The organism is Butyrivibrio sp. XPD2006 (assembly GCF_000420865.1).
Taxonomy (GTDB): domain Bacteria; phylum Bacillota; class Clostridia; order Lachnospirales; family Lachnospiraceae; genus Butyrivibrio.
In genome coordinates, this window is the sequence record NZ_ATVT01000014.1 from 1 (window position 1) to 23,631 (window position 23,631).

At 42.1% G+C, this 23,631-nt stretch carries 22 protein-coding genes and 1 pseudogene; 1 reads left to right on the plus strand and 22 read right to left on the minus strand.

Going from position 1 to position 23,631, the window contains the following annotated elements:
* The 19 genes and pseudogenes from G590_RS19735 to G590_RS0114345 all read right to left on the minus strand — a co-directional run.
* Positions 1–284, minus strand: a pseudogene (locus G590_RS19735) (MFS transporter); the annotation flags it as partial.
* 46 nt (positions 285–330) lie between these two features.
* On the minus strand, positions 331–699 hold the full coding sequence (crcB, locus tag G590_RS0114250; protein ID WP_013282473.1) for a fluoride efflux transporter CrcB: 369 nt from the start codon (positions 697–699) through the stop codon (positions 331–333).
* Positions 700–731: 32 nt separating this feature from the next.
* The gene (locus tag G590_RS20840) at positions 732–1,658 is read right to left on the minus strand and encodes a GNAT family N-acetyltransferase (protein WP_013282472.1); all 927 of its coding nucleotides are present in this window, start codon (positions 1,656–1,658) and stop codon (positions 732–734) included.
* 279 nt (positions 1,659–1,937) lie between these two features.
* On the minus strand, positions 1,938–2,285 hold the full coding sequence (locus G590_RS0114265; protein ID WP_022766333.1) for a type II toxin-antitoxin system HicB family antitoxin: 348 nt from the start codon (positions 2,283–2,285) through the stop codon (positions 1,938–1,940).
* Positions 2,282–2,542: a type II toxin-antitoxin system HicA family toxin gene (locus tag G590_RS0114270; protein ID WP_013282470.1), complete on the minus strand. Its 261-nt coding sequence runs from the start codon at positions 2,540–2,542 to the stop codon at positions 2,282–2,284. The genes G590_RS0114265 and G590_RS0114270 overlap by 4 nt, the downstream gene beginning before the upstream one ends.
* Positions 2,543–2,620: 78 nt before the next feature.
* Positions 2,621–3,949: a hypothetical protein gene (locus G590_RS0114275; protein WP_022766334.1), complete on the minus strand. Its 1,329-nt coding sequence runs from the start codon at positions 3,947–3,949 to the stop codon at positions 2,621–2,623.
* Entirely contained in the window at positions 3,930–4,928 is a 999-nt protein-coding gene (locus tag G590_RS0114280) for an ATP-binding protein (protein WP_022766335.1), read from the minus strand. Before G590_RS0114280 ends, G590_RS0114275 begins: the two co-directional genes overlap by 20 nt.
* Positions 4,929–4,931: 3 nt before the next feature.
* A complete protein-coding gene (locus tag G590_RS0114285; protein WP_022766336.1) occupies positions 4,932–6,869 on the minus strand; it encodes a Mu transposase C-terminal domain-containing protein in 1,938 nt (645 codons plus the stop codon).
* Positions 6,862–7,518: a hypothetical protein gene (locus tag G590_RS20845; protein ID WP_022766337.1), complete on the minus strand. Its 657-nt coding sequence runs from the start codon at positions 7,516–7,518 to the stop codon at positions 6,862–6,864. The genes G590_RS0114285 and G590_RS20845 overlap by 8 nt, the downstream gene beginning before the upstream one ends.
* 421 nt (positions 7,519–7,939) lie before the next feature.
* On the minus strand, positions 7,940–9,538 hold the full coding sequence (locus tag G590_RS0114295) for a hypothetical protein (protein WP_022766338.1): 1,599 nt from the start codon (positions 9,536–9,538) through the stop codon (positions 7,940–7,942).
* Between the two features lie 116 nt (positions 9,539–9,654).
* Positions 9,655–10,251: a CPBP family intramembrane glutamic endopeptidase gene (locus tag G590_RS0114300; protein WP_022766339.1), complete on the minus strand. Its 597-nt coding sequence runs from the start codon at positions 10,249–10,251 to the stop codon at positions 9,655–9,657.
* A 148-nt stretch (positions 10,252–10,399) separates the two neighbouring features.
* A complete protein-coding gene (locus G590_RS0114305; protein ID WP_022766340.1) occupies positions 10,400–11,527 on the minus strand; it encodes an aldo/keto reductase in 1,128 nt (375 codons plus the stop codon).
* A 16-nt stretch (positions 11,528–11,543) separates the two neighbouring features.
* Entirely contained in the window at positions 11,544–12,359 is an 816-nt protein-coding gene (locus G590_RS0114310) for a hypothetical protein (RefSeq protein ID WP_155828776.1), read from the minus strand.
* 528 nt (positions 12,360–12,887) lie between these two features.
* Complete coding sequence (locus G590_RS0114320; RefSeq protein ID WP_022766343.1) at positions 12,888–13,910, minus strand: NAD-dependent epimerase/dehydratase family protein; 1,023 nt, start codon at positions 13,908–13,910, stop codon at positions 12,888–12,890.
* A gap of 30 nt (positions 13,911–13,940) precedes the next feature.
* Complete coding sequence (locus G590_RS0114325; protein WP_022766344.1) at positions 13,941–15,116, minus strand: iron-containing alcohol dehydrogenase; 1,176 nt, start codon at positions 15,114–15,116, stop codon at positions 13,941–13,943.
* Between the two features lie 507 nt (positions 15,117–15,623).
* Positions 15,624–17,258, minus strand: a complete 1,635-nt coding sequence (locus G590_RS0114330) for an esterase/lipase family protein (RefSeq protein WP_022766345.1) — start codon at positions 17,256–17,258, stop codon at positions 15,624–15,626.
* An 8-nt stretch (positions 17,259–17,266) separates the two neighbouring features.
* On the minus strand, positions 17,267–17,866 hold the full coding sequence (locus G590_RS0114335) for a 5' nucleotidase, NT5C type (RefSeq protein WP_022766346.1): 600 nt from the start codon (positions 17,864–17,866) through the stop codon (positions 17,267–17,269).
* 2 nt (positions 17,867–17,868) lie between these two features.
* Positions 17,869–19,224 (minus strand): GGDEF domain-containing response regulator, encoded by a 1,356-nt coding sequence (locus G590_RS0114340; RefSeq protein ID WP_022766347.1) that lies wholly within the window; start codon positions 19,222–19,224, stop codon positions 17,869–17,871.
* 95 nt (positions 19,225–19,319) lie between these two features.
* On the minus strand, positions 19,320–19,631 hold the full coding sequence (locus G590_RS0114345; protein WP_022766348.1) for a hypothetical protein: 312 nt from the start codon (positions 19,629–19,631) through the stop codon (positions 19,320–19,322).
* 164 nt (positions 19,632–19,795) lie between these two features.
* On the opposite strand from G590_RS0114345, the gene G590_RS0114350 reads away from it, so the two are divergent.
* On the plus strand, positions 19,796–20,080 hold the full coding sequence (locus tag G590_RS0114350) for an HU family DNA-binding protein (RefSeq protein WP_022766349.1): 285 nt from the start codon (positions 19,796–19,798) through the stop codon (positions 20,078–20,080).
* Positions 20,081–20,137: 57 nt separating this feature from the next.
* On the opposite strand, the gene G590_RS21770 is transcribed toward G590_RS0114350, so the two are convergent.
* The 3 genes from G590_RS21770 to G590_RS19750 form a co-directional block, all read right to left on the minus strand.
* Positions 20,138–20,263 carry a hypothetical protein gene (locus G590_RS21770; RefSeq protein ID WP_022766350.1) on the minus strand — a complete coding sequence of 42 codons (126 nt, stop codon included), beginning with the start codon at positions 20,261–20,263 and terminating at the stop codon, positions 20,138–20,140.
* A 227-nt stretch (positions 20,264–20,490) separates the two neighbouring features.
* Positions 20,491–22,860: an HD-GYP domain-containing protein gene (locus G590_RS0114360; RefSeq protein ID WP_022766351.1), complete on the minus strand. Its 2,370-nt coding sequence runs from the start codon at positions 22,858–22,860 to the stop codon at positions 20,491–20,493.
* 11 nt (positions 22,861–22,871) lie between these two features.
* Positions 22,872–23,630, minus strand: coding sequence for a response regulator (locus tag G590_RS19750; RefSeq protein WP_022766352.1), 759 nt, complete (start codon positions 23,628–23,630; stop codon positions 22,872–22,874).
* Position 23,631: the final 1 nt, after the last annotated feature.

Here is a 23,631-nt window from a genome sequence, read left to right on the forward strand (position 1 = left end):
AGTGCAGGAATCGCCAGAGCCTGTATTACATAGCCTGTGATAACAAATGTCCAGTATTTCTTCGTTTTATCTGCTATAAATCCGGATATGAGCCTTAGTGAATACCCGCACAATTCTCCTATACCGGACACAAATCCGATGGTTGCAGCGGATGCCCCTGCGAGGTTCAGATATTCGCCCAATATGCTTCTGGCGCCTTCATGAGTCATGTCCGAAAACAGACTTACGATTCCCATCAGGGTTATAAATATTATGGCGCCAGACAAAGCCCTTTTTTTATCCATGTTCTACTCCACTAATCCCGATTTGCTTATTTCATTATCCTGAAATTCAAAGTTTTATTATCGTCGCAAGTTTCTTTCCGCATAGAATTCCAAATATGCAGCAACAACAACTCAGTACCACATATAATCCGCCATTCATATATTGTTTCTTCTCAAACAAATTAAAAGCTTCAAGGGAAAATGTAGAGAATGTGGTAAAACCTCCACACACCCCTGTCTTCCAGAAAAGAATGGTATTATCAGATACACTTTCTCGGTTACTGGTAATTCCAACAACGAATCCAATTAGTATGGCACCGAGGATATTTGTAATCAGAGTTAATATCGGAAAATAAGTCTTAACAGGAATCAGACTTATTGCATATCGCGCTACTGCACCCAAGGCACCACCAAGTGCTACAAATAGAAAATTCATATCAACCTCTCTATTGTCATATATACTGAAATTTAAAAAGTATTCTCTGCCTTACTCTTAAGATAGCTATCAGCCTTTTTAAGCATCTCTTTTTTGTTATCATACTCTATGGTATTGATAGCATCTTCAAGTTTAAGAATCTTCAGAGCTTTGACCTCGTCTGGTCTTGTTATGCTCGGAGATGAGTCTTTATACTTAGCAAGGAAATAAACTACCTGCTTTGTCACTCCAGGTTTTTCTGAAAGCGTATACTGTTCGCTTGCTCTAAATTCAGTGTCTAACTCGACTTTCAGATTTGTTTCTTCCTTTATTTCACGAAGCGCAGTTTCTATTTCAGTCTCGCCTTCTTCCATATGTCCTTTTGGAAAGCTGTGAGATCCGCTCATTTCCTCAACTAAAAGATATTTTATTACTCCACCGTCTATAGTGTATACTATTGCCCCGCAAGATTTTTCAAACTTATCATTGAATTCTTTTTTACCCAGTTCCATGTAAATATAAAGAGAAGGATCTTCTCCTAAAGCAATAACATACTCAGGCATTTCTTTCTGAATAAATCCCAACTTACGGTACAAATTTATTGCCTTGGCATTAGCTGGATGGGGATCAACCCACAGATTTTCAGCTCCTTGTTTAAAAGCTTCTTGAATAGAGTATAGTAGCGCCTGCGTTGCAATCCCTCGGCCCCTGGCAAATTCAAATAACTTAATATCCAAAGAAGCATTTTTAGTTTCCGAATCAATACGATATTGAGTCTCACCGCAGTATTTGCCATCTTCAAAAATTGAATAATGATTTTGCTTTGGTCTTGCAGATATGAATCTATCTAACCATTCTCGTACTGCTTCCCCTGTCTCATGCAATCCTCCTGGCCAGATATACTGCATGACGTCTTCATCTGCCCACAGGTTTTGTATATTCTTGATATCATCATATGTTGATTCTTTAATAGTTATCACTTAGTTCAGCCCCTAAATCTTTAGTTTGTCTTAGTCAGTTTTAACTGAATTCTAATCAGCGAAATGAATCACTTCTACAGATTATAATGTCCTAATTTTCTCCACAACTTTTTTAAACTCATCATATCTAATTTGCTCAGAAAAGGTTTCATACCCTTATTTTTTAATAGTTGAAACAAATAAAGAAAAGCCTTGTCATCAAGGCCTTTCCATTATAAAATCCATCTTTAGTTATCAGTTCTCGAATCGGCGAATTAACAAAAATATTGCGTCTTTGGGCTAACCTTCTAGGATGTCCAGTTCATCATCAATAGCTCTGGATACAAACTGGTTTATTGTGATTCCTTCATTGGCAGCATATAATGCAATTTTCTTGTGCTGTTCGGGTTTAATACGGACATTGAAGGAGCCTTTAAACTCACGCTCAGGCTCTTTACCAATCTTTTTGCAGTAATCCAGGTAATTATCTATACAGTCATGCATTGACTGGGAAAGCTCTTTTACCGATTCTCCATGAAAGTTCAGAGAATCATTGATTCCGAGAACATGACCGATAAAAATCTGATCTTCCTGGTCAAATTCTACCTTTGCATGATATCCGTTGTATTCCATCAGTGAACTTATCATTCTATCTCACCTACTTCCTTAAGAAATGCTATGACCATCTTTACATGATACCTGTACAGCTCATTGCCTGGGTGTGGACCGTCAAATTGAAGGATGCGCTTGGTTTCAACATGATAATAGCCTATTCCTGATCCTCTTCCGCCCTCGAACTTTTCGCAGCCACATTGCTTCATAAGTGCGTCCAGTTCTCTTATTGTAAAACTTGTCGGTGCGGGTTTGGACAGTATTTTTTCTAGTAATTTTGATTTCTTTGGCACAGTAATTCCTCTTGCAACTATTTTCTAGTTACAATATAACACTTTAGCCCTACCTCGTCAATTCCAACAGAGTAACAGCTAGCATTTCCTTATTTCATACATATCTTCATGTTTCAGATACAATACCTGATATGTCGGGATTATTAGTGTGTTCCATGGATCAGATATATATACTCCGCCTGTAGACGTTGCTGATTTCTTGAACTGGATCCATAGGTCATCTATCATATCTGACATGATGAAAAGTTTAAGATAAACTTTATCTGCTTCAGATTCGCCAATTTCGTAAAAACGTATCCCACCTACACAAGTAACATCTTCCAGAGTATATGACCGTAAATTTCTTTGCATTACAGGCCGGATGTTGTGTCCAAGGCAGGCTGCGCTGATAGCATCACCGGGCTCTTCGAAGCCCTGCATTATCCATGTGAAGCATATTGCGAGCAGTGTCATATCCGAATCACGGATACTGTCCACGTAATGTAAGGTGTTAACATCGTTTTCTGACAGTGAGAAAATGCCCTTGCCTATGATAGACATATATTTTGCGAATAAAAAGCAGTCAACCATATCATAAGAGTCATACTCTGCAGGCATAATACGGAAGAACTTCTTTATGCGCTCAAATGGGTTATATACTACATTCTGCTGATTAAACCACGTGAAGAAACCCGCTTGAAAACAATTATATGTTTCCGGGCGTCGATCAACATACATTTTCGATATTATAGGCGTTTTATCTGCTTCTTTAGAAAGAATAGGTGAATAAAGATAACTTATATTTGAAGTGTACACTTTCCCATATTTTTCAAAAGATCTATTGATCACATCTGTATCATAAAAGTCATTTGGATTAGTCCTGCAACAAGGAAGGGGTAATAAATAAGCATTAAATCCTGTCCCTTTCTCATACGGACTGCATCTGATTCCTTCAGCGTGATAAAAATTATGTTCAAAAACAAATCTCCCATCCGTCCCTGTTCCCGGGTGGAAAGGGCAGGTCTTTACATAATGGAACTGATGGATTATGCTATGATATCCATCTTTCAGGCATTTGGGGCATATTCGCATATGATATGTACCAAAATAAGATCTTGCAGTGTTATAATCCATATGCGCAAAGATTTCCATTTTGTCTATATACCACTGGGGCAAAATTTTATTAAGGCACTCGATTGTTTCTAAACTGTTTCTGCAATGTCCATCCATCTGAAATCCTTCTATATATTTCTTCTCGTTGGTCGCTTCAGCTCCAAGCATTTTGAGCGCATGTTTACTTGAACATATGTTGACCCTGCAAAAGTTTGCAAGAATGCTGAATATGGATTCATAAGGTCTCACCCATTTTTTATCCCATCTGTATTTTCTGGAAAAAAGTAAATCCTCTTTATTTAGTGTATTCATCATCTGATTCACCATAGCCCGAAAGCGCTACACAACTTTCAAGTTCCTTTCTCGTAGGGAATGCAATTGGACTGCTTCCCAGTTTTCCATGCTTATTGAGGCAGATCACCAGTGAATCTATGAAATATTTCATGGGAATATCTTCTGCCGCAATCCTCTTTTGGATCCTTACACTCTGAAATGCTTCCCAGAAGTCATTGCTGATATCAAAAAAGGTCTTACCATCTGCGTAAGGAAAATAAAAATCCACAAGTCCATCCGATAATATTTCATAGTCTGTAATGCAAACATGAAGTTTATCTACCGAAGCCATGCAGAACTGGAGCTCTTTGGGATCCTGTATACCAAAGAACTGGCTTTCATTGATCATGAAACGTCCAACTATCTGATCTTTGCCCTGAAGTTTAAAGGAATGCTTAAGATCCTTAAGTTCCCTTGTCCCGTACATGAACACAGATAACTGGATATCTTTTCCGCTAAGATTGTTATATAAATCCATAAGCCAGTAAAAATCCTTTTCCCTTAGTTTCCAGGCTTCATCAATGAACATGACTGCTTTCTTAAAGGGGGTCTCGTGAGCACGTAATATAAGCTCATTAAGAACTCGTTCTTTTAGTATTAGTGCGGTACTGTATCTGGGACATTCATAGCCCATAGCCATAAGTATCGAGGCATAGAAGTTTCTCTCAGTTTCGGGGTGATCAGTCACATTCCATATAATGACCATTTCACGGCTCCCATATTGATTTCTTATGGATTCAGCTACATAGTTCATGCACACCGTCTTGCCTATCCTGGCTCTTCCATAAGTAATACTCCCACAAGCTCCTATGCCGAGCCATGAATTGATTCTCCGTTCTTCATCAAGGATGCTCTTAGTCGGAAATACAAGCTTACGGGAAGTAAGATAGCGGATAGTCATCTGTGATATGAACTGTTCTGATATATTATTAGCTGATACAGCTTCTTTTGCAGAATACACGCATTAACCCTCCTTTCTGTTTTGGAACATCAACGTATAAAGGTCTTCCGGTGAAAGACCTTTAATATCTTCATATCTTAGTACAGCCCCAGTTTCCTGTTTTTTACGTACAGTCTCCAGGTTAAATGTATTATCACTTTGCTGTTCTGCTGCTATGCCCTTGCTAATCTCACGTCTGACTATATCTGCCCTGGTAGCGTTTCTCCGGCTTTTCTTTCCCTTGACATCAAGGCTTGATATATATGCATCTATCGGTGTATCAAATATTAGTTTTGATCTCCCACGCTCTCTGGCAAGCTTCAGGGCATTCTTTCTCGTCCTGACGGAATGTGATTTTGTACCGAATTCCCCACTTGCCTTAAGCGTGTCTATATATCTGCCATCCTGATCATATGCCTCAATACTGGAAATATCCCTGGGGTCATAAAGGATGGTCAGTGACTGTCCAAGGTAGAGTTCAGTGGCAGAGAGTATCTTGCTACGATACTCAGTACCCATAAACTGAATATATGCGTGTTTGCCATGTGCTGCCCTACCTCTGACAGTGCGTTTGTCCATCCTCATGTTCAGACGTTCTATGACTGATATGATCATATCTTCGTCAGCCACATATGGGTAAAGCCCTGCTTGAAACAATTTGCAGCTCATGCACTCTAAGGGTGAAAGTCCATCTACCCCTTTATGGGGTGTGTTATTATACTCAGCTATGAGAACATCTATCAGTTCAGTCATCTGTTCATATGTGACATCATATTTTATTGCATTTTTTTCAGGGTTTTTTCTGACAGGATCTTTGGTATCTGACCCGGTTGTTGATGGCAGCATATGGAATCCTCTGGACTCTAGCGTTCCGAAAAATCTTTCAACAATTCCTCTTGTTTCGGGAGTTGCAACAGATCCATAGTTAACGCAGCAGCCAAGCTCATCTACAAGTTTTCCTACCGTGTATGCTGACAGATGCGATTTTGCATTATCCAGCATTATTGAATCAAAGACTGCATATTTGAAATCAGAAAACGCGGTTGAATAGAAACCGCCATTAGATGGATACTGAAGTCCTTCGATGGTCAGATCCAGCAGAGTTTTCGGTATGATGGCATTTTTAATAGCATCCATGACATCATACTGGTCGTAATTAAATTCCTGAGAAAGGGAATATCCAAGGATACATCTTGTTGCTATATCTATCACGGCTATTAACCACGCCCTTGTAGCAACAACCTTGCTAACAGTGCCGTCTGTATTGGGTACATCAATTACATATTCGATATCTATGATGTGGCCGTCAATCTGTACTGTAGCAAAAGGAGCCACCGGATTGACTGTAAGCCTGTGCCCAATCCCTGTAGACGCAAGCTTCTGGGCAGTATTTTTATCAAATCTTCTGGTATTTAAAGAAATGTTATCAGCTTCAAGTTTATGGACGTAGGCACACATGCTGACATATCCACGGTTTTCTGTAGTAAATGGGTACTGCCACTCTGTGATGCCAAGATTGCGGCATTCTTCAAGAAATAACCTGTGAAGTGATGTTATGTTCATGTTCCTGACAAGCGTATATTTCCTGTCACCAAAATAACACCCTATTATGAACTCTTTCAATTGAGGATACTTCTCCAGAAGCTGATCAAACTCTCTGCCATGTCCTGATCTCGTTTCTCTAAAGGGTTTACTTCCTGTTAAAAGACCGTGATATCCAAGAATATTCCCTGCATCATTTGAAGAAAGACATCTTTCTATCAGCGATACCATTCTCGAACCGGGGATACCTGTCATTTCAGTAATCTTTTTTACAGATTCGCCATCTATGTACATATCTACAGCCTGCTTATTTAGCATATACCTACTTCTTTTAGATTCAGGGACAGTACTGATAAGCGGTTCAGTCCACATGCTCCTTGCCTGGCGGAGTTCTTCGATATTATATTTTTTATTAGCCAATGGAGATCACCTCCGTATCTGCAGAGATGCAGTCTGTATTCATATTGCTCAGTGTGACCAATCCTCTATAGTACAGATCTGAAATATAATCCAGCGCTCTGTACTTTTCTAGGCGCCCCATCTTTTCAAGTTCACCGATACATATATGCCTTTTTGCCTGGATAAAACTTAGGAAGATCCTGTCTGCATTTAATCCACAAGCTGTGAATCTTCTGGCCCTGGCTGCAAGAAGCGATATATTTCGGATATAGAAAGGTCCTATTTCAATATTCTTTTCGTTTCGGAATACAAAATTGACATCATTCTGTAAGCACCACGCCGACTGGCAGGCAACCTTCACATGATCCTTACTATCATCAGAACTGCAAAGATATGCAACACCTTGATATTCTTCTGTTCCGTCTTTATATTTTACCCATGCATTGAACAGAACCTTTGACTCCTTCCCTCCTATATAGACAGTAGTTTCCAAAGGATATTCACAGTACCACTCCACATCAGGATTCATCTCAAGAGTAAGAATATTCTCATATTCAAGGTTAGAAAATACTGCTACTCTTCTCCGAAGTTTTCTGCTGTGAAATACCCAATAGTTACTGCCATAGCTTGAACTTCTCAGCCTGAAAATAGGTTCCTCGTATCGATACATTTTTAGTGCACCTCCTATCGATAAAATTAAGTTTATATAACGATAATATTATCGGCATAATTATATCCTTGGCACTCATATTCGGCTTTTTACACTTTTATCTTTAAAATTACGGCTTTTTACAAAAATAGCTTAAATGGTACGGCTTTTTACGATTTTTAGCTTTAAAAATTTAACCTAAATGGAGAGTAATGTAAAATGTGAAAAAAAAGAAAGCCCATGGTTGTGAGCTTTCTCGTATATGTATATTTTACTGTTTTAGGTTAATCTGACACTACACAATACCAGACAAATTATTCCCACTACTATCCATATACATGAATTTTGCTAACACGTTATTAAGAAACTTCATTACAAAAGCCGGATACCATGAGTGAAAGGTGATGTCATGATATCCGACTTGTTATATGTTTTTTACTTATTATTTTGTAACTATCTCTCCGCCGAGGAGCGCAAGAAGGCGAAGGAATCCGCAGTAGCCCTTGTTGTCAAGGAGCTTGTTGATGTCATAGCCTGCAGGGATCACAACGCTGATCTTTTTGCTTCCAAGAGGGAAAAGAACTTGCATATCCACGTTACTTATCTTGGCAAAAGTTTCAAGCATTTCTCTGTCAAAGCATGAGATCCTGTCGGTCTCCAAACGGAAGAGTCCGCCTGCCGGTGTAGCAGATAAGTTTTTGATGACAGCGTCCTTGTACTGTTCATCTGTCAGCTTTGCCATCTTAAGTGTTATTGCTCTTGCAGCCTCACGGCCTCCTGCTGCTACTGCTGTAGCCTGACTTGTTGCCGGAAGGGCAACTGCGATGGCATCAGTCGGGATCTCAGCTGATGAGGATCCGGATGACTGGCTGCCACTTTCGCCTTCACTTGGAACTACTGTGATGGAATCATCTACTACAACGACAATATTTCCACCACCTGATCCGCCATTTGATGTGTTGCTTCCACCATTTTCATCATCAGGATTACTGCTTCCGCCACCCTGGATTGCTCTGGCGATAAGTCCGAGCTGTGCCAGTGTAAGGCTTGTAACTCCTGTAACAGAGCTGACTGTCAGGATATAACCGTCACCACTCTGGTTTGGAGTAAGAACGTATGAACATGTGGCTGTCTGAGCATTAGAAACAGGAGCATCTGATATCCTGTTTTCTTCAGCAATAGAAATGTTTATTATTCCTGATCCGACAGTATCTTCCAGATAATACTTATCAGTTGCATTTCTGTGTACAAAATCACTGGCGTCATTATCTTGATATCTATCAAAGGTAACTGTGTTATTTCCGACATCCGTAATGGTAACTGACCAGTACTGCACTTCAGCAGGATTGCCGTTTTCTACAGTGGCATTGTCGTAATTACCCACAACTGTACGGTTATTATTTTTTACGGTTCCGAAATTATTAGTTACTGTGCCATCATTTATCTCTACGGTTCCAAAATTGTTACTTACTGTTCCCTCATTCTCAGTAACTTTGCCCTTATTCGTTTTTACCTGAGCTACATTTCTTCCAACAACTCCGGTTTCTTCATTTAATGTCAATGTACCATCATTAAGAGTAACTGTCCCATTATTGGTGTCTATGAATCCAGCGCTGTTTTCCCCTACGGTTCCATTATTGATAGTTACATGAGCACCAGAACTATTTCTAGTAATATCACCATTATTTTCACTTACTGTTCCATCAGTTATCTCAATAGTACCTTTATTATCTATGACAGTTCCAGCATTACTATTATTACCAATTATGCCGCCATCATTGTTATTCGTAACTTCTCCATAATTATACCCTATTGTTCCGCCATCATTGTTATTTGTGACAGTTCCCCGATTGATCTCGACAGTTCCGTTATTATCAGTCAGAGTTTCACCCTCAGGAATCTGATATAAGTTAGATCCTGCAGGATTTGGATCATCAAATGCCCTTACAGTTAACGGAGTTGCCATGATCATTGTTCCGGCCATCATCATTGCCGTGCTGACAGCAGCCAGCTTTTTTATTGTACCCTTCCTGTTCACCATTTTTCCCTCCATAAGATTGCCAATACAATATGAAATATAGTTTCAATTTCCACAACAATTTTATCAATTATTAGTCAGTTTAGGAAGTAACTTTCTGTTACCTTTTTTGCATTTCCCTATAAAGTTGAAAGATTTGTTATAAGATTCATCGTTCCGTGTATAAGCCAGCCGGGAATAATTGAACCTCCACATTTCTTTTCATTGATAATTGCAAGAAATACAGCGATGATCATAGGAACTACCATTAGAACAATGCCCTGGACTAAATTGATATTGCTAAGATTAAGCACAACATGGATTGCTCCAAACACGAATGACTGAATAAATGTACCTACAGCAAAGCCAAATTGCTTTTGAAGTCTCTTTTGCAGAAATCCACGAAACAAGATTTCTTCTGAAAATGCAGTATGAATGTATGAAAAGATAATTGCAGCCGGAATCCCTGCAGCTCCTACCCCGGCATAACCTTGCTGATTCCAATCAGCTTTCATAAATAAATTATATAAGAGAAACCCGGCAGCTTCACAGATTACAAATACGCAAACAATCCAGATCAATATATTCCGCCTGTTTCCTACCGGTTTTTTGAGCCCGATCCATGAGAAGAAGCTCTCCTTTTTTCTGGCTGTTACAAGCCACCAGATAAAGGGGATCAGGGAAAAAAGAATTATCTGTACTACTGCGCTGAATAATTCACCAAGTGTCATTGCCATTGTTTATTTCTCCTCCTTGAGTAAAAATTTCATATTTATTTCAATTTATTGTAATTTTATTTCACAAATAATAATGCCATAAATGCATAAAAAAAGAAAGCCCATGTTTATGAGCTTTCTTCCAAATATTGTTGTGTCTTTAGTTGTTTTACTGCTGCTCGTAAAGTGCTGCAAAATCTACCAAACGGTCCCTGATATTTATATGCTGGGGACAGTTCTTTTCACAAAGTCCGCATTTTATGCAATCCGATGCCTTTCCGTGATTCATGGAAAAACGCTCATAGTACATATTGGACTTGTTTCCGGTTACAACGTGCATATTGAAAAGACCGAAATACTCGGGAATATTGATGTTCTTTGGGCAAACTTCCGTGCAATATCTGCAGCTGGTGCATTGGATGGTTCCCGTGCTGTTCAAAATCTCGGTTATTTCATCCACCAGCTTGTACTCTTCTTCGGAAAGAGGCTTGAAATTCTGCATATAACAGGTGTTATTATTCAGCTGCTCCAGATCGCTCATTCCGCTGAGCACAATCTGCACATTCTCAAGAGATGCAGCGTACCTGATCGCAAGAGATGCAGGGGTCAGCATCGGGTCATTCATAGGTTTGTAGAAGTCATCAAATTTCTTAAGTGCTGCCTCCGGAAGCTTTACCAAAGCGCCGCCCTTTATCGGCTCCATGACCATCACCTTTTTGCCGTGTTTTTTGGCAATCTCATAGCAGGGTCCCGACTGTATTGCAATGCTGTTCCAGTCCAGGTAATTGATCTGAAGCTGCACAAAATCCACCTCCGGATGATCTGTAAGTATCCTGTCCAGGGTTTCTGCGTCATCATGAAAAGAGAATCCGATTTTCCTGACATATCCGGCCTTTTTGAGCTTTTCGATAAAGCCGAAACCACCGAATTTCTCTGTATTTATATACCTGTCTCTGCCCAGGTTATGAAGCAGATAATAATCAAAATATTCAACGCCGCAGCGTTTTAGCTGGTCATCAAAAAAGACCTGATAATCCTCAGATTTTGTGACCCTGAGAATAGGCATTTTATCCGCAAGAATAAAGCTGTCTCTGGGAAATCTTTTCACCACAGCCTCTTTTACAGCTTCTTCAGAGTGCTCCTGATGATAGGGATAAGCGGTGTCAAAGTAAGTAAATCCGCGCTCCATGAAAAGATCTGCCATCTTCTTGAACTGCTCAATATCGATTGAGGCAGGATTCTCCTTATCCGTTAGTGGCAGTCTCATTGTTCCGAATCCAAGCTTCTTAGTACTCATAGAACGGCTTCTCCTTTCATTTGGACATCTGCATGACCTGCCCCTGCGCGGCTTCTTTTGCTTCTTCTGCCTTTTCGTCTTTGGGGGATTCTTCTCCAGTCTTCATTTTCTCGACATATTTAATGTCGTACTTCAGCTCTTTTGCCAGATAAAGAAGTCCTCCGAACTTCTCGACATCTCCGCTCTCGTGAGCAGCCTTGGCATACACTTCCATCTTCTCCTCACGCATACGTCTGGGATAAGTCTTAAGCAGATTAACTGCCATGTAGAAATACGGCTCATCGATGTTGCCCAGGCAATCAAAGAGAAAATCGCAGCCCTCGAGGTTTTTGGGTTGTCCGATCTTTTTTAACAGCTCAATTGTGTTGCAGACAGCGTATTCATTCTTGTAATCGTTGAAATACAGGTACTTTCTTATATCTACATGATTGTTTTTTACTGCGTTAACTGTTTGTTCCAGCTCATAATCTGAGAGCACCCTCTCAAAAATATCGGTACTGATGCTGCCATCATAGGCAATTACGGAAAAGTTCGATTTTGCAATCTTATCAGGATATTTTTTACTGTCACGAAGCAGCTCTTTCTCCCACTGATATCGTATGGTTCCCCAATTTTCGATGGCCAAGGCGGAATCCGGCTTGCGGAAGCTGTCATGGAACTCGTCACGGGCGCCTTGAGGCATTTGCTCAAAATAATATCCTCTTTCCCTGAAAAACTTCTCAAGTTCTCTTCTGACGCTGTAAAGCCCGGCTTCATCCGGAAGTTTGATGATGACGCCATCTATCGTGTAAAGCTCATCTTTTCGTTTGTTATAACCGCATATAAGGTCCACCGGAAGATGGCCTCCAAGTAATGAAAACCACTTGCCCGATTCACTGACACTCAGAAAACGCGCCTGTTTCCCATCTTCAAAGATATGCAGATGAAAAGTCTCCTCGCTTAACAGCTCCTTTATTTTTTTATGGCCAAACATTTTGTCAAAATGCGGTGTCTCCCCGTATTTTACTACGTCATTCCAGCTTAATATGCTGCTATATTGTCTTCCTTGTGTTTGCTATTGTATTTTCTTTTTACGCTTGTGTGGCAATCCGACGAGCATTAAAAATGGCAGTCCTAATGTGCAGGCAGGCATAAATAGCAAAATATTTAAAGTTGTAAGTGCATCTGATCCTATAAGAGACTCTATTCCCATGCAAATGAAGATGGAAATAAAAAAACCAATGAACCCACCTATTCCCATAATTGAAAGGATTGCAAATGTAGCCAGCGCACGTCTTAAAACACCGCCTTTATTTGCAAAATCATATAACTTTTGAAGCATGTATTTCTTGTATTTCCTATTCTAAAAATTTTGAAAGGCTCAAACCTCTGCTTTTGCCTTCTCCAAGGCTTCGATCACCCTGTCGCAGAACCTGTCAAATTCAGGATCCTCCTCGTACTCATCCGGGTGAGCGAGGACGTAATCGAGAGCCATGCGAGCGCCTTTGTGGAAAGGTATGTTTGTCGTCATCTGAGGAACAAGTCTCTTTAACTTGCTGTTATCAAACACAACTGATACAGCCTTGTCTCCCAAAAGCCCGCCTCTGAAATCGTAGCCGTACTTCTCTCCCGCTTCACTGAGGAAATCAGAAGATACGTGATAGGGCTTAAGTTCCACGCCAAGTGCATCGGCAATTGTACCATAAATCTGATCCCAGGTCAGTATCTCATCTCCTGTTATCTGGAATGCTTCGCCGATAGCGTGTCTGTTACCCATAAGTCCCGTAAAACCGATCGCAAAGTCGCTGTTAAAGGTAAGCGCCCAAAGAGACGAGCCATCCCCCTGAATAATCACGGGCTTACCCTGCTGCATTCGTCTGATAACCTGATAGAACCCCTTATTTCCGTGTACTCCCAGCGGAATATGCCTCTCATCATAGGTGTGACTGGGCCTTACGATGGTGACAGGAAAGCCCTCTTCGCGGTATTTTCTGAGTAAAAACTCCTCGCAGGCAATCTTGTTTCTGGAGTATTCCCAATATGGATTGGCCAAAGTTGTTCCTTCTGTGATCACGTATGAAGCTGCAGGTTTATTGTAGGCCGATGCAGAGCTGATGAAGATATACTGCTTCGTTCTTCCGGAAAAGAGCCTGTGATCACGCTCTACGGCTTTGACATCGAAGGCGATAAAATCGCTGACAACATCAAAGGTCATACCTTCAAGTTTGCTCTTTACATCAGCTTCGTCATTGATATCAGCTGTTATTTGTTTCACGGAAGACGGCACTTCGCTCTTTCTGTTTCCTCTGTTTAAAAGAAATACCTCCCACTGAGGATCCTGTGCCAGCCTCTTAACTATTCCCATGCTTATGGTTCCGGTTCCACCGATAAAAAGTGCTTTCATGTTATACCCCCATTATCATCTAAGTAACTGTTATCCCAATGCGTTCTGATAGATCCTGTTAACGTCAGCTGCTTCAAGAGGTCTGATCCTTGAAAGCTTCACTGTATCCTGCATTGTCGCGTCCAGTGAAAGAGCCGAAAGATCTTTTTCCGTGGGTTCGATTCCAAGGTCACGAAGGCTTACAGGCATTCCGATGGACCCAAAGAATTCAACAGTCTTCTCAATACCCAGTACTGCGGCTTTTTCATCGTCTGCTTCAGCTATTTCCCATACTTTTCTTGCGTAGCGGGCAAATCTAGGAAGTGCCTCCTTGTAAAGCTCTTTTGCCCAGGAACCCCAGACTGCTGCGAGGGAATCACCGTGGGTTACGTCATAGCGCGCAGAAAGGGCATGTCCGAGCTTGTGCACCGAGAAATCCTTGCCTCTTCCGCATTCTGTGAGATTGTTGTGTGAAAGGCTTGATGCCCAGAAAACTTCGCACATTGCGTCGTAGTTGGTGGGATCTTCTACTGCAATCCTGCCGTTTTTGATGACTGTTCTGAGAAGCCCCTCTGCGATCTCGTCTGTCATGTCGCAGTGACTGTCGGGGATGAAATATCTCTCCATTGTGTGCATCATGATGTCTGTAACTCCGGCTGCTATCTGATTCTTGGGAAGGGTTGCACCCAGCGCCGGATTGACGATAGCAAATCTGCATCTGTTAAAGTCAGTATTTATGCCTGCTTTCTTGCCGATTTCTTCGTTGGTAAGAACTGCGGAATCGCTCATCTCGCTTCCTGCCGCAGCTATTGTGAGCACAGCTCCCACGGGAAGGGACTTGGTAAGCGGAACCTTCCTGGTCCAGAGCTCCCAAAGGTCATTCTCCGGATTTGCAGCCCCGTGAGCAATGGCTTTTGCTGTATCTATCGCACTTCCACCGCCTATACCGATTATCATGTCGGCTCCGAATGAAAGAGCTGCTCTTATGCCCTCTTTGGCATGAGCAAGCGTAGGATTTGGCTTGGCTCCACCGAATTCCTGATACGCAATTCCGGCATCCGCAAGAGATTTCTCGACTCTCTCAAGGAGACCGCTTTTTACAACGCTCCCCTTTCCAAATACGAGAAGTGCCTTGGTTCCGTATTTTTTGGCGGTTTCCCCCGTCTCTTTCTCAACTTCTTTTCCAAAAATCACCTCTGTGGGTGCATAAAATCTGAAATTATCCACGATGGTCCTCCTATGCTTTACTTTATGTCTTATATTTTGTGCAGATATATTCTGCAAATTTCTGCATAACTATGTATTCTGATGCTCCCATTAATTCTAAATTCTACGCCTCTAAATTGCTATACTTTGGCGGATAAAATTTGCATAAATATTCCCTGACAGTGTTTTCTACTTATACGAAAAAAAATAGTCTGTGGGCGTAGAAAGCCAACAAGATAAAATTTGCATAAAGAGTTATTTTCTACCTATACAGACAAAAATGGCCTATGGGCGTAGAAAGTCGAAGAGATTATTCTACCTATACAGTAAAAAGTGGCTTATGGGCGTAGAAAATTTCAGATCAAATGAATTGTAATGATATTTCTTTCTACCTATACAAACAAAAGTGGCCAGTGGGCGTAGAAAAAGCAGCCAACCGAAAATGTAGCTCTAAAATGGTCCCTTGACTCCGTCCCTAGGGACCAAAAATGACCCCTGGGGGACGGGGTCAGGGGACCATTTTCAGAATCAAAGACCAGAGAGCATTTGGACAAGATTAAGGTAGACGGGCTTGACGTTGACGCGCTTGGTGAGGCCGCCCTGAAGAGACATGTGGTCGCCGACTGTGACGGGCATGACATTCCAGATGCCGGGTTTTATAGCCGCGCCATCTGTATACTCGGCAGATGGCGCGCCGATAGGCGCACCTGCAGAAACAGTGTTCACCAGGCCATCGTTTTGCTGCCAGGACTCATCGACATAGAATCCACCTGCAGTCGTTCCGGTGTACCTGCTCATATACGTGGATCCCTTCATAAACAGGCTCTCCGTGATCGCCGGATCAGGCTCTAACAGCCCGTCATCTCGCACCCTGGTCGATGCGCATGGATATGCAAAATAGTAAACATCCTCAAATGTAGTAATGCTCTCATTTATCGCCAGCGCATTATCAATATGCATATCAAACGAAGCATAGTCCCATAGCTCTCTCCCGTCATACACAGGCGTGGATACATTGGACATGGCTTTGCTCTTCTCGATGTACTCCTCAGGCACTTCTATCTTAGACACATCAAATGACTCATCTTCATACAGATCGTAAGCAGTAGTGCCGTTGGTTGGTGCAGCAAGTGTAACTACCGCCAAAAGCCCCTCTCCGGATCCTCCCTTAAAGAAGCCTGACAGCTCGGCGGGATCCGTAGCCGTAATCTCCTGCTCAGCCCCATTCCTCAATATCTCCGAAAACAGCCTGACAGTAACTCCACCGAAGGAATGTCCCAAAAGCACAAACTTTGAACCCTCAAAATCCTCCACCAAAGCATTTCCCGAATAATCTCTTCCAAATCGCTCATGCCCTGCCTTTTTGCTGTGCGCTGCTCCGTAGTCTACTCTTGTCCCTGTAAGCTGCGCATATAGCTCGCAGGCTCTGTCCCAGGCGCTTCCCTTGGGGTCGACAGAAGCCGCATAGCTCTCGTATCCCTTTTCATTCAGGTATCTTATGACATCACCGTGGGAAGTCCCCCAATAAGGGAAATACTCATACTGTGCGTCATAGCTCCCCCAACCGGAAAGCCCGTGAACGAAGATAAACTTCACATCAGACCGCTTAGGTCCGTGAAATCCTACGGCAAAAGACATTGCGCTCACCGCCGCTAACAGACAGGCCATCCATACTACGGTCATCTTAACTCCGTTGCTCCTTATAAGGAAAAACGGATACGGTCCTTCAATACGTTTTGTGTAATTGAAATACAGCATAATAAGCCCGTAAGCCAGCGTTACAGCAGCCGGAAGCCACACCCAGGCCACTGAAACTCTCTTTTCAAAAAACTCATATGTAAGCGTAGAAACAATGGGAATTACAAGATGATGGTAAAGACCGCTTCCGGAAAAGAGAAGTTCCCTCGCCTTTCCCGACATAGGAACCAGGATACATGCCGTCACAAAGAAGGTCATGACAAGCATGCATACACTGAGATATCGCAGCACTTCCACAGGCTCTTTTGCCCCAAAGATCACCAGAAGTATTGCAGAAATAAGTGTGATCAGATTGGAAATCTGCGTGTAAAAGATGAAGTTTTTCTTGAGCCCGTGCCACTTAAGGCTCTTTTTAAACGCTATAAGTTCCAGGATAATAATGATAAAACACAGAATTCTTGCCATACAAAGCCCTATTCTTCCACCATTTTTCTGATGGTCTCCCAGTCATAGCAGCGCCTGAAATTATCTCCGGGAAGCTCGCATCCCTGATTCCATGGGCGGTCAATGACAAAGACCTTCAGTTCCGGCAGATGGCTGAAAAACTGAAATGCAGCCGGAGAATCCTCGATGGCCACATCAAACTTCATTTTGTAATAATCTTCCAGCTCAAGACTGAAATCACTGTTCTTGATAAAGCTGTCTCGACCGTACTTGTTGAGACAGTACAGCTTGACATCGGCGAGGTTATGCTCATCCAGCCACTGCCTGGATGCCTCATATGCACTGTACGGGCGTCCTGTGATTATGGAAATTTCATGTCCCTTATCAATCCAACCCCTGATGGTCTCTACGGCCCCGGGGGTCTCGTCATATGATAAAAGAACTTTTGACGAATGCCCTTCGATCATCATCTTCTCATACTGCTCATCTGTCAGTGAAAAAGTCTTTTGAAGATTAAAATCCCTGATATCCTCATAGGGCACATTCAAGTCGAAAAGTTCTTTCACAAGCTGCGAAAAATGCCTGCCTGTCTCGCACAGACAGTCATCGTAGTCAATATAAATATTCATAGTCAGTCTCTTTTGGTCTCTCCCTTAGCTGTATTGTATTTGTAGACATAATTTACTTTTACGCCTTTTCCCTGCTCCGTATCATGGAACAGATTCGTTATCCTGTTGATAACCTTCTCTATATCTCCCTTGCTGCACTCTGTAAGCATGATCAGGAAACTCAGACTCCCGTTCTGCACCATTATATCACTCATTCTAAGGGTCTTTTCCGCAACGTTGCAGAACTGGTCATCAATCTCCATGACATGCTGGGCGTCAGTGTCATCGGTATCGAGCTCAAACAAAAGAATTGCCGCATCTCCTCCATATCTTCTGTAAAAGCGCATGATATACTTGTAAACCGCTGAAAAATAGTCTTTTCCAAGCAGCAGAGCTCCTGATTTGTCGTTCCTCTCCTCCAATATCTGAACCAGACGATCGAGCCTGTTCTCAGTGCACTCTACATTACCGTCGCCGGCGCTTTCAGAGCCATAAATCGCATAGCCATGCTTGCCGTTTTGCTTTACTTTGTAAAGCGTATTGTCCGCCATGGCAAAAAGGTCATTGTACTCTCTGCCATGTTCGGGAATCATGACAACACCTATGGATATCCCCAGTGGAATTCCATGATCCGCTCCCAGGATTTTCCCGGCTGCTGTCTGAAGCTGCTTGTTAAGACGATTGGTCAGGGATCTGACAGCTCTCTCCTGCGTCAGGTCATCGTAAAATCCCATGAATTCATCACCGCCGATTCTACACAGAGTATCGGTTTCTCGGGAATTCTTGCGCAAAATGTCCGAAAACGCCTTCAGTATCTGGTCTCCTTTTTCATGACCAAACAGGTCGTTGACCAGCTTAAAGCTGTCAAGATCCAGGATCATAAGAGCGCCGTTCTTTCTATTACACAGCTTGGATACACGCTCAGTGCCCTTTGCCTTGTTCAAAAGACCTGTGAGCCTGTCAACGGTGGCCTCTTCCTCAAGGTTCTCCATCCTTCTGCTGTTTTTGATTGAGTTATCGATACGTCTTATAAGGACATCTTTGTTGAGCGGTTTTCTGACAAAGTCAGATGCACCCATGACAAGGCCCATCTCTTCAACTTCACTGTCATCTTCTCCGGATATGAAAATAACCGGGATCTTGGGCCTGCCTGAGTGTTCTTCAAAACGTCTGATCATGATGTACGTCTCAAACCCATCAATTTCAGGCATCATAATATCAAGCAGAATCAGATCCGGTGTGTTGTTCTCTATGTACTTCATAAGCTGCTTCCCTGAACTGACGCAGGTCACATGCATTTTTTCTTCTGCGAGAAGCATCTTGGCATGATTTAAGCTGACCGGGTCATCGTCCACAACCACAATATTGTATTCAAGCATTGATTTTCCTCCGGATAAAGAAAAAGAATGTCCAACTACATTATATTAAAAGAAGAGCCGCATGGATACCCTTAGTATTCATGCGGCTTTGCATCTTAAGTATTGTCTGATTTGTCTTCCTTCATAGTCTCCTGGCCGCTGGCCCTCATTATCTTTATTCCCTCAAGAGCAACCTGATATATCATGGCCATCTCTCTGGAAGCCGGATCGTTATAACTGCATTTGGATTTAAGTGCCTTGAAATGCTGCTCTGCTTTTTCGATAACAGGCTTGGTTATCATGATTCCGTCACAATACAGCGTTCCTGTCTCCGGGTCATATTTTGAATCTTCATACTTGGTCTTCGCAAAATCCCCTGCGCCCATTGATGCTGCCAGTTGATTTAAAAGATCCAATTTATCTGCCATATGCCGCCACCTCGTTTCAGAATGTAGTGTATAATCTGCAAAAACACTAAAAAAAGTAGATATGTATATTATAATTCCTCTTGCATTCGGTGCGCAACCCTTCTACAATATTCTTATAAGCGGTTACAAGTTAACGCCATTTTGCACAAGAAGGGAGAAGTTTTATGAACAAAGCAGAACTTATCGAAGCTATCGCAAAGCAGACAGGTCTTTCAAAGAAGGATGCTGGCGCAGCAGTTGGGGCATTTACCAATGCTGTTTCAAAAGAGCTTAAGAAAAAAGGCAAAGTTCAGTTAGTTGGATTCGGAACATTTGAGACAGCTAAGAGAGCAGCCAGGGCAGGCAAGAACCCTCAGACAGGCAAGGCTATCAAGATTCCCGCAGCTACAGTTCCTAAATTCAAAGCAGGCAAGGCTCTTAAAGAAGCTGTTAACGGCAAGAAGAAATAATTCATATTACAATAAATCAGGCCCTATAACCAATCGGTTATAGGGCCGTTTATATTATCAGGATTTGATCACATCATCTGCAAACCGTAAAAGCGCATCTTCAATTCTCTGAATGTCCACATCAGCAACAGCTGAGATATCGTTGTTATCCTCAATATACTTCATTTCGTATTTACTGTCCATGGCTTATTCCCTCCTTCTCTTATGTAATATTTCATCTATGTATAGGGCAGATGATATATCTCTTCCTGTAGATTCCGAACATTCTTAAAATCATATCAAGTATCATCATTTCTTAACCCTCCATTTCTCTTGCTCTTTATTATGTATTTATCTTAGCAAAAGAAATGTCACAGATTTATCACACACGAAAATGGCTTAAACACAGGGTTCTGAGGGTGCTGTCACATTTATCTGATTCTTATGTCTGTCAATGCAACTCGATCACCGGTAAGAGCCACGTAAATCTTGGCCGGATTCTCTTTTATCACAGTAACATTTTCAATGTAAATACCGAGATTCTCTGTGGTTGTGATAATGCTGTTGCCCTTGCGCTCAAAGGTCACTTCACATTCTACTCCTTCTTTGTTTTTCTCCTTCCATTCTTCCCAGCCCGGGAAGTTATCTTTTTTCTTCATGGTGAACTCGTTCTCGGAATAATGATCCTTGATCTCATTCTCACCATTGATCTTGATAAGTGCGTACTCATGGTAGTTCTCACCGAAAACCTGTCCGTCATCGGAAGAAAAAATTGCAATATACGGGCAGTGCCAGATAAAGCTCGCTACAGGCAAACTCATGGCATGGAAATTGATCCTGAGCCTGTTTTTAAGCTCTATACCTTCTGTGGCAGCTGATCTGGTCTGACTTATCTGTATGTTCTTGATGTCAGATTCCATATGATCGATATAGCTTATTTCATCGGATATTCTCGGTATGGATTTCTCGTCAACGACTTCATCTGTCTGCTCGATGGTAATACCGCTTATTTCACACTTTTCGCCTGTGATACCGATATATACTGAAGTCGAACCATCCGTAAGCGCAATGATATCCTGCTTTTCGTGGTGAGGTCCTCTCATGATGATTTTGACATGATCATCATACTTGGCTGCAATGATCTCATATTCATCATCTCCAAGCTTCTCATATCCCGCAGCATCATCAAGCTGTATCTCCATTATCCTTCTTGCATGAGTGGTTATGCTGCTGTCATCAAACCATATCTCCCCATATTCAACGTAATGATATGCTTCAATGGCTTTTTTGTTGTCATGAACACGTCTGTCATATGAGTCAAAAAGGATGATCGATGGGCCGCCAAAGCTGCTTTCTGACTCCCTGTTGTCTTTACTTTTGAATCTGATCCTGATTATGTTACCACTCACAGGAATACCCATTGAGATGTTATCTCTGTAAGCATCGCAGGTGAGCTCTTTTTCTACCAGTGATATATCGTCATGCTGCTTACCGCTTGATTCTTCATCAATGATCTTGACCATAAGTCCCGCAAACTCAGGGTCAAACTCAATTCCGGCTCCTTTGACAAAGGCTTCTCTGGCTACGAAATCGGGCTTGGCATCGCGATATCTCTTTTTACTTGTCATTGTGACATAGGCATCTGCGACAGCAATTATCCTGGCGATCTCAGGTATGTCCTCACCTTTAAGACCCTCCGGATATCCGGTTCCGTTATATCTCTCATGACTGTAATAAGCGCCCACACTCAGGTACGGGAACTCTGTGATATTGGACAATATCTCTTTTCCGATGGCAGGCTTTTGCCTGAAGGTCTCCACATCCCATTTACCCGGATCCTCTTCATTCTTAATGACCGAATCGGGAAGTCCAATGAGCCCGACATCATGAAGAAGCGCTGCATAGTACGCCTTGTCGCACTCTTCCTTGTCCAGGCCGCAGCGTGCGGTTATTTTTCTTGCATATTCCGCAACCTTTACCGCATTGCCCTTGGTGAAATCATCTTTTTTCTCAACCGCAGATACAAAAGCCTTGGCAGTCTGATCGAACAGCCTCTGCATTCGCTGGTGCTCCCCCTGCATGTTCTGCAGTTCTACGGTATGAGCGTGTTCAACTGTATTGTTGATATCAAGATAAGTGAAGATGTACAGGCTTACAGAAACCGCTACCATGGCCATATTCACTATTGAGACTCCATATGCGAATATCTGCAGGATTCCACATATTATCGGAACAAAGATATAAAGAACCAATGAGGTATAAATAAGCTTGCTGAAATGCTTTTTATTCTGCCTGATGACAGTGTACTGTACAAGCGGGCATACTATGGGAATAATATAAGCAACGAGGAATCCATGCCCTCTGTGGTATGTGTTGTTGGCGTCAAAATAATAGTAAAAGTCATTAAATGCAGATGCGATTGCCAGAACCATTCCAAAAAAGGACGCTACACCCACCGCCGTCAGGCGCTTAGATCTGATTTTCTGCTCTTTTTCGCCGGTCAGAAGATCCTGTAGATATAAGTTGAAAGAGAAAACTACAGCCGATGTAAGGACGAACACCGCACAGTTGCTGACTCTTACCATAATATAACCCTTGCTGCTGACATCCCCGGCATAAATATATGCAAGTCTGTCAAACCAAAGCAGGAAGAAGGCAACTAATTCCATGGTAAAAAGAGTCCATTTCCTCCTCTTATCCAAAAATCTCGTAATAAGAAGCAGAATGGCCATCATCCCACATGCACCACACAAAAGAAGCATGATATTAAGTTGGTACTCCTTCAAAAAGCCAAATATCATATGCAACCCTTTTATTTGCGGAGAATAAAGAACTCGTTAAGCTTCTCCAGAAGCTCATCCTTCTGAATGCTTTTAAGAAAATACCCTTCAGGTTTCAATGAAACCACCTGCATAACGCTTTCCTTGTCACTTTTTCCGGTGAGGAACATTACCGGTATCGACTTCGTCTCGTCGTCACTTCTCAGCATTTCAAGTACCTGTGGTCCACTGGTTACAGGCATCTCATGATCTAAGAGAATAAGATCAACAGTGTTTTTTCCAAGCCACTTTATTGCCTGCAGTCCGGAATTGGCCATAAATACCTTGTATGTGTCTTTAAGCCATTCGCGGACAAGATTGAGGTAATTGGGATCATCATCCACAACAAGAATGCTCTTCTTGAAGTCACCGTTTCGCTCTTTTTCAAAATAACTCGTCACAGTTTTAAGATAACCGGCGTTATCTACAGGACGCGGGAACACTTTGTGGATCAGGTGCGGCGGGATGTGTTCTGTAACCTGCTGAATATCCAGCTGCTCGCCGATCAGGATCATTTGCATTTCCCTCTCATTCATGGCGTCAGTTAAATAGTGCAGTACATCCTCCTGCACAATCAGCGAATCATCCATATACAGGGTGATCAGCTTTACCCCCTCAATGTGAGCATTGATGTCATCAATAGTATAGGGAACAAATTCGCAATTGACACCCGCATCCTTTGCTTTCCCTACAAGCACCCTCACTATAAACGACTCTTTTTCTGCTACAACGATCATGTGGTCCTTAAACATA

What these genes read in the sequence shown, in the direction of transcription:
- crcB (WP_013282473.1), bottom strand. Translation starts at nt 699, where the DNA reads ATGAATTTTCTATTTGTAGCACTTGGTGGTGCCTTGGGTGCAGTAGCG.
- G590_RS0114265 (WP_022766333.1), bottom strand. Translation starts at nt 2,285, where the DNA reads ATGATAAGTTCACTGATGGAATACAACGGATATCATGCAAAGGTAGAA.
- G590_RS0114275 (WP_022766334.1), bottom strand. Translation starts at nt 3,949, where the DNA reads ATGATGAATACACTAAATAAAGAGGATTTACTTTTTTCCAGAAAATAC.
- G590_RS20845 (WP_022766337.1), bottom strand. Translation starts at nt 7,518, where the DNA reads ATGTATCGATACGAGGAACCTATTTTCAGGCTGAGAAGTTCAAGCTAT.
- G590_RS0114295 (WP_022766338.1), bottom strand. Translation starts at nt 9,538, where the DNA reads ATGGTGAACAGGAAGGGTACAATAAAAAAGCTGGCTGCTGTCAGCACG.
- G590_RS0114300 (WP_022766339.1), bottom strand. Translation starts at nt 10,251, where the DNA reads ATGGCAATGACACTTGGTGAATTATTCAGCGCAGTAGTACAGATAATT.
- G590_RS0114305 (WP_022766340.1), bottom strand. Translation starts at nt 11,527, where the DNA reads ATGAGTACTAAGAAGCTTGGATTCGGAACAATGAGACTGCCACTAACG.
- G590_RS0114320 (WP_022766343.1), bottom strand. Translation starts at nt 13,910, where the DNA reads ATGAAAGCACTTTTTATCGGTGGAACCGGAACCATAAGCATGGGAATA.
- G590_RS0114330 (WP_022766345.1), bottom strand. Translation starts at nt 17,258, where the DNA reads ATGGCAAGAATTCTGTGTTTTATCATTATTATCCTGGAACTTATAGCG.
- G590_RS0114335 (WP_022766346.1), bottom strand. Translation starts at nt 17,866, where the DNA reads ATGAATATTTATATTGACTACGATGACTGTCTGTGCGAGACAGGCAGG.
- G590_RS0114340 (WP_022766347.1), bottom strand. Translation starts at nt 19,224, where the DNA reads ATGCTTGAATACAATATTGTGGTTGTGGACGATGACCCGGTCAGCTTA.
- G590_RS0114345 (WP_022766348.1), bottom strand. Translation starts at nt 19,631, where the DNA reads ATGGCAGATAAATTGGATCTTTTAAATCAACTGGCAGCATCAATGGGC.
- G590_RS0114350 (WP_022766349.1), top strand. Translation starts at nt 19,796, where the DNA reads ATGAACAAAGCAGAACTTATCGAAGCTATCGCAAAGCAGACAGGTCTT.
- G590_RS21770 (WP_022766350.1), bottom strand. Translation starts at nt 20,263, where the DNA reads ATGGACAGTAAATACGAAATGAAGTATATTGAGGATAACAACGATATC.
- G590_RS0114360 (WP_022766351.1), bottom strand. Translation starts at nt 22,860, where the DNA reads ATGATATTTGGCTTTTTGAAGGAGTACCAACTTAATATCATGCTTCTT.
- G590_RS19750 (WP_022766352.1), bottom strand. Translation starts at nt 23,630, where the DNA reads ATGTTTAAGGACCACATGATCGTTGTAGCAGAAAAAGAGTCGTTTATA.